This is a genomic window from Ruminococcus sp. CAG:57 (assembly GCF_000435935.1).
Lineage (GTDB): Bacteria > Bacillota > Clostridia > Oscillospirales > Ruminococcaceae > Hominimerdicola > Hominimerdicola aceti.
The window spans coordinates 13222-18945 of record NZ_FR890742.1 but is presented as its reverse complement, the minus strand read 5'-3'; the positions used below and the strand labels follow the sequence as shown (position 1 = coordinate 18945).

Sequence of the window (5724 nt, the reverse complement as noted above, 5' to 3'; positions counted from 1 at the left end):
GTGTTCAGAAATTGCCATAAATTCTGAATTGTAGGGGACGGCGCCCTCGACGTCCCGATCGAAGTGACGAGGCTTGAATTATCCGGAATTTGTGTAGATCAACATTGTGCGGATACACAAATGAGATCGCAGTAAATGCGATGTGTTTGTTGTGAAAGGAGTGATATACTTGACCACAATGCTCATTTTATCTTCTGTGATAGTGCTGTGCTGTGTGTTTTTCAATAAAATATCGGACAAGTTTGGACTTCCTGCATTGCTGGCGTTCATTCTCCTTGGAATGTTGTTCGGCTCTGACGGGCTTTTTAAAATAGAGTTCGATAACTATAAATTTGCCGAGGAGATATGCTCGGTGGGACTTGTTTTCATAATCTTCTACGGAGGCTTCGGCACGAAATGGAGCGAAGCCAAAAAGGTGGCAGGCAAGTCACTTATACTCGCTTCCGCAGGAGTTTTGCTCACAGCCTTTGCAACTGGAGCATTCTGCAAGCTTGTGCTGGGCTTTGAGTGGCTGGAAAGTCTGCTTATAGGCGCTGTTATAAGCTCCACAGACGCCGCTTCGGTGTTCTCTGTACTTAGAAGCAAAAAGCTGAACCTGCGATACGGTACGGCTTCAATACTGGAGCTTGAAAGCGGAAGCAACGACCCTTGGGCTTATATGCTCACGGTTATAATACTTTCAGTAATGAAAGGCGGTGCGACGGCAGGAGGCTTTGTTGTGAGCTTGCTTGCACAGGTGTTCTTCGGTGTGGGCTTCGGTGCGCTTATATCTTTGGGTGCGGTGTATCTCATAAAACGTGTGCGATTTGACGCAGCAGGCTTTGACGCTATCTTTGTTACTGCCATAGCTATTCTTTCTTATGCTCTGCCCTCGGCGGTGGGCGGAAACGGCTATCTTAGCTGTTACATTGTGGGAATAGTCCTGGGCAACACAAAAATATCAGGCAAAACAGCCCTTGTGCATTTCTTTGACGGAATAACGGGCTTCACACAGATATTGCTGTTTTTCCTCCTTGGACTTTTGGCATTCCCGTCGCAAATGCCGTCAATAATACTTCCTGCGGCGGCGATAGCATTGTTCCTTACATTCGTTGCAAGACCTGCGGCTGTTACTGTTATCATGAAGCCTTTCGGTGCAAAGTGGAAGCAGATAGCCCTTATCTCATGGGCAGGACTAAGAGGAGCGACCTCCATTGTTTTCGCTATCATGGCGACAGTTGATGACGCATATATGAAAAATGACGTTTTCCATATCGTTTTCTGTATCGTGCTTATGTCTATCGGTATTCAGGGTACGCTTCTGCCGCTGTTTGCTAAAAAGCTCGATATGATAGACGATGAGGAGAACGTAATGAAAACGTTCAATGACTACAGCGACGAAACGGAAGTGCAGTTTATAAAGCTTTCAGTTCAGCCGGACAGCAATTGGGCGGGGCGGAAGATAAAGGATATACCGTTTCCGAGAGGTCTGCTTGTGGTTATGATACTCCGTGACAAAGAGAAGATAATACCAACAGGCAAAACCCAGATACTTGCAGGGGACGTTGTTGTGCTGAGTGCGGCAGGCTTTTATGACGACAGCCATTTTGTCCTAAGCGAAATGAACCTTGATAAGCATCATGAGTGGTGCGGTCACAGGATATCCGAGATAACAATGTCAGAGGACAGCCTGATAGTAATGATAAAACGTCAGGGGCGTATACTTATCCCAAACGGCAGATTGCGGCTCAAAGAGGGAGATGTGCTTGTTGTCACATCAGGATAGAGAATATGCAGGCGGCGGAAATTTTCTGCCGCCTTTTTTACTCAAAAAATCAAGCACAGCCATGAAAAGTATGCTATACTATAAGTACAGTAACGTTACTATATATACGAGGGGGCAGGGGAATGAGAAAGGAAGACCAGAACAATTTCTGTATTTTCACCACAGCACTTGATTATATCGAACACAATCTGTGCAGTGAGTTCACGCAGGAGGATATAGCGGCAGTGTGCTATTGCTCGCTTTCGGCACTTCAGAAATTGTGGAGATACGCCACGCATACAAGCCTTAAAGAGTATATCTCAAAAAGGCGGCTCACCAATGCAGGGATAGATCTTCTCAATACTGATATGACCGTCATGGATATCGCCATGAAGTATCAGTACAATTCCCACGAAGTCTTTACAAGAGCGTTCACAAAGCAGTGGGGCGTTGCACCCTCGGTGTTCAAGAAAGAATGGAACAAGAGCTGCGGACTTTTTCCAAAGCTCAACCGTGACTATTTAAAAGGAGCATATTATATGGGCAACAAGAAATTTGACGTAACTGAACTTTTTGATTATCTTAACGAGAGAACAGGCACATATGTATTGTGCTTTGACATTGTGGGACTGATGAGGATAAACGATGAAATAAGCAGAGAGGCAGGGGACAAGGTGATACTTGAGAGCCTAAAAAGGATAAACGCCGCCGCAGGGGAAGATATGCCTGTTCTGAGGATAGGCGGCGACGAGTTCGTTATGGTCACAGGGCTTGATGATGTTGAAAAGGTGACAAAGATAGCGAAAGCTGTCATGGAGAAAAACGGTATTGAAACGGCGTACAAAGGAGGTACAGTGCCGGTATCCATAAGGTCGGGAGCGGTGATGATAAGAAAGCCGCTGAAATATTCGATGCTCTGTCATGACTTTGATGAGGTCATAAGCTTTGCGAGAAATGACGGAGAGGTGCATTTTGCGAAAGCAGAGCAGAGATAAAACGATATGCCGAGGGCGGACAATGGTCTGCCCTCGATTTTTATGAAAACCACTTTGCCATTCTTATCAGCTTATTTTCAGTGTCTTTTCATAAAACTATCATATTGAACAGGTATTATATATACAAGGTCAGAGGAACACCGAGAAAGACCTCAGGCAAAAGCTTTGAGAGCTTGATGAAAGTTCCGTCAACCAATTACTCATAATGAGTTTTTCATATAATGAGTTTTCATATATAATTTTCCTTCATTCTTCTTTTCATTTCATCTCGCTGTGCTCTGAATTTTCAGAGTGCGGCAAAAGTGAAATGGCATGGGAAAATACATAACTTTAGCATTCCCCATTCATAATTTTTTCTTCATATTATACTTCTTACTTCTCTGAAAGACCCTGTGGCTTTTGCCGCGGGGTCTTTTGGATTTGTAGAATTTATATCAAAACAAACGTTCTTATCTGTGCATATCGACAAAAAACTTGCTGTCCAAAAAATTACCCCTCAAATTCATGAAGTTGTGTTATCATACATACAGCCCCGAAATAGAAAAAGAAAAATATGAGGATGTGTGTAAAAATGATATGGATAATCATGATGAATGTTTTTATCGTTGCGGCAGGTGCAGGCGGCGACAGGTGGCTTATGAAAACTATAATGAGAATGGTGCTGTTTTTCCTGTTTGTTGCGGTGGCAGAGAGGAACATGGGAGCAGTGTTTGCCGCAGGCATCGTGTTCACAGCGGCATGGGCGGCACTGTCGCTTTTTGAAGCGGAAACCAAAAAGAAACGCCATGCAAATAAGGTTAGACAGTGCCGTGTCAGAGAAAATATAAACCGTACAATACAAATTGAGCAATAATTAACAAAAAAATCACTTATTTTATGGGCATATGTGTTATAATTAATAATGATTATAATGATTTAGCCTGAGAGGTGATATAGCTTTTGAAAAATTCTGCTGATTTTGAACTGTATGATAAAATAAAAAAATATAGAAGATCTATTTTGAAAACAAGCGTGTTAGTGCTGTTCGTTGCTTGTCTGCTTGTGTATGCGTGTGCCTGCTATTACAGCGGTGTGAACGCATTTCAGAAAGAGGCTCAGCTTTGCTCTGCCATAAATGCGGAAGCAGACCAGAATGTGGCTGCCTTTATGAAGAAAATGGAGGACACTGCCAAGCTTATAATGGGCAATGAGGACTATGCGAAATATGATCCTACGGATACGTCAAAGAGCGAATTTGCTGTGCTTAATGAGGAGAATGTTCTCACTGAGAGGCTTATAGAGCTTAGTACATTGGGCAACTATACTGATTTTGGCATTGTAAGCAGTAATGAACATAATGTAGGAAAGATAACCGATGGTACAAAGGATATATTTGACGATGAGATATACAAGAGAGTTTCCGACCTTATGGGTGACAGCAAGATAAAATGGTTCACGGGACAGGACGATAACTACAGACGAGTGTATTTCGCAGGCAGGATAAATGACGATCTTATTTTTATCTCTTCTGTGTTTTCAACGGAGTTTGATCTTGTTTTTCTGCCCTCTGACAATTACAGCGAGATAAATACCATGCTGTGTGATGACGATGGCAGGATAATCTATGCTAACGACGGAAAAAGTGTTGTCGGCGAAAAACTCGATGAAAAGCTCTCTAAATTCCTTGAGGGAGGCACTGGCGTCACCGTTTCGGATATGACTACTATCTGTGCTATTGATGATTGCCGTGACGATTGGGTGGTCATTACTACCGTGGATATGTCAGACACTTTGCGTCACTATGTGAAAACAGGGCTTAAATGCCTTGGTATCTTTATTTGCTGCGCAGTCGTATTTATTATGATATCTGCGGCAGCGGCGGCGGATAACGACCCGCAGAACGGACCGAAGTTTGGAAAATATCCAAAGGTGGACGAAAATACAGGGCTTTTCACTGCGGAATATACCGAAAACAGCATTATGGATAAAATGGAAACTTGTATCTCAGGCTCGACTATCGCATTTATTATCGTGAAAATAACAAATCTGGAGCTTATAAGGCTCAACTATGGCGAAGAGATAGTGGCGGAAGCTGAGCGAAAGGTCGCCGAAATACTGGTGGAGAACCGCAAGGAGGGCGATATCTGCGGAATTTTCAGGGAGGGCGAGTTTGTTCTGTTTGCAGACCACACGAACTTTGACCTTGTTAGAGCCTATGGTAATGTGAGGGCTTATGTTAAAGAGCTTAACGATAAGCTGAAGGAATGTTGCCTTGACGATGACAGGGGTTACATAAAATGTGCAGTGGGTGCGTCGGTCTACCCTGAAACAAGCGATGATTATGATGAACTTTACGAAATGGCAGAAAAAGCCTGCGAGAAAGCAGAACACAGCGAGGACGCAAGAGCAGTGATATATGATAAAAAAGAGGAAGAGGTGAGCCGCAGTTGAGAACACGCATTGTACGATGTGCGGCTTTGACCGCTTCGGCGATCTGCACAGTGACTGTCATGACGGGCTGTGCATTGTTTGAAAGAAGAATGGAGCATACCGTAAAGACTGAGGTGTCCTTCTCGTGGTGGGGCAAGGACGTGCGCAACGAGTATACTCTCGATGGGCTTAAAGCCTATCAGAACAGCAATAAGGACGTTGTGGTAAGGCCTGAGTATGCAGACTTTGACGGCTTCAAAACACGAATGGACGTGGAATTTTTCTCTGACACCACCGCAGATATCATGCAGTTAAACTATAGTTGGCTCTATGAATATTCTCCCGACGGCGAGGACTTTTATGACCTTAATGAGCTGTCGGAATACATAAATCTCTCAGCATTTGATGATGACAGCCTTTCGTATGGCACTATAAACGGCAAACTTAATGCCTTGCCTACCGGTACGAACTGTATAACCTTCTACTATAATAAGACCATGTATGACAGATATGGTCTGAGCCTGCCTGAAAATTGGTCTGACCTTATAAAAGCGGCAGAGGTCATGAAGTCAGATG

Annotated in this window: 5 protein-coding genes; all 5 read left to right on the top strand. The window is 43.7% G+C overall.

Going from position 1 to position 5724, the window contains the following annotated elements; genetic code table 11:
* The first annotated feature begins 178 nt into the window (after positions 1-178).
* Entirely contained in the window at positions 179-1765 is a 1587-nt protein-coding gene (locus QVO88_RS07555; protein ID WP_288177888.1) for a potassium/proton antiporter, read from the top strand.
* A 122-nt stretch (positions 1766-1887) separates the two neighbouring features.
* A complete protein-coding gene (locus QVO88_RS07550) occupies positions 1888-2739 on the top strand; it encodes a helix-turn-helix domain-containing protein (RefSeq protein WP_022287889.1) in 852 nt (283 codons plus the stop codon).
* Positions 2740-3310: 571 nt separating this feature from the next.
* Positions 3311-3592 carry a hypothetical protein gene (locus QVO88_RS07545; RefSeq protein WP_022287888.1) on the top strand — a complete coding sequence of 94 codons (282 nt, stop codon included), beginning with the start codon at positions 3311-3313 and terminating at the stop codon, positions 3590-3592.
* Between the two features lie 86 nt (positions 3593-3678).
* Positions 3679-5169: a diguanylate cyclase gene (locus QVO88_RS07540; protein WP_022287887.1), complete on the top strand. Its 1491-nt coding sequence runs from the start codon at positions 3679-3681 to the stop codon at positions 5167-5169.
* Positions 5166-5724: ABC transporter substrate-binding protein (locus tag QVO88_RS07535; RefSeq protein WP_288177884.1), on the top strand; the 559-nt coding region annotated here is incomplete at its 3' end. The genes QVO88_RS07540 and QVO88_RS07535, both read left to right, overlap by 4 nt.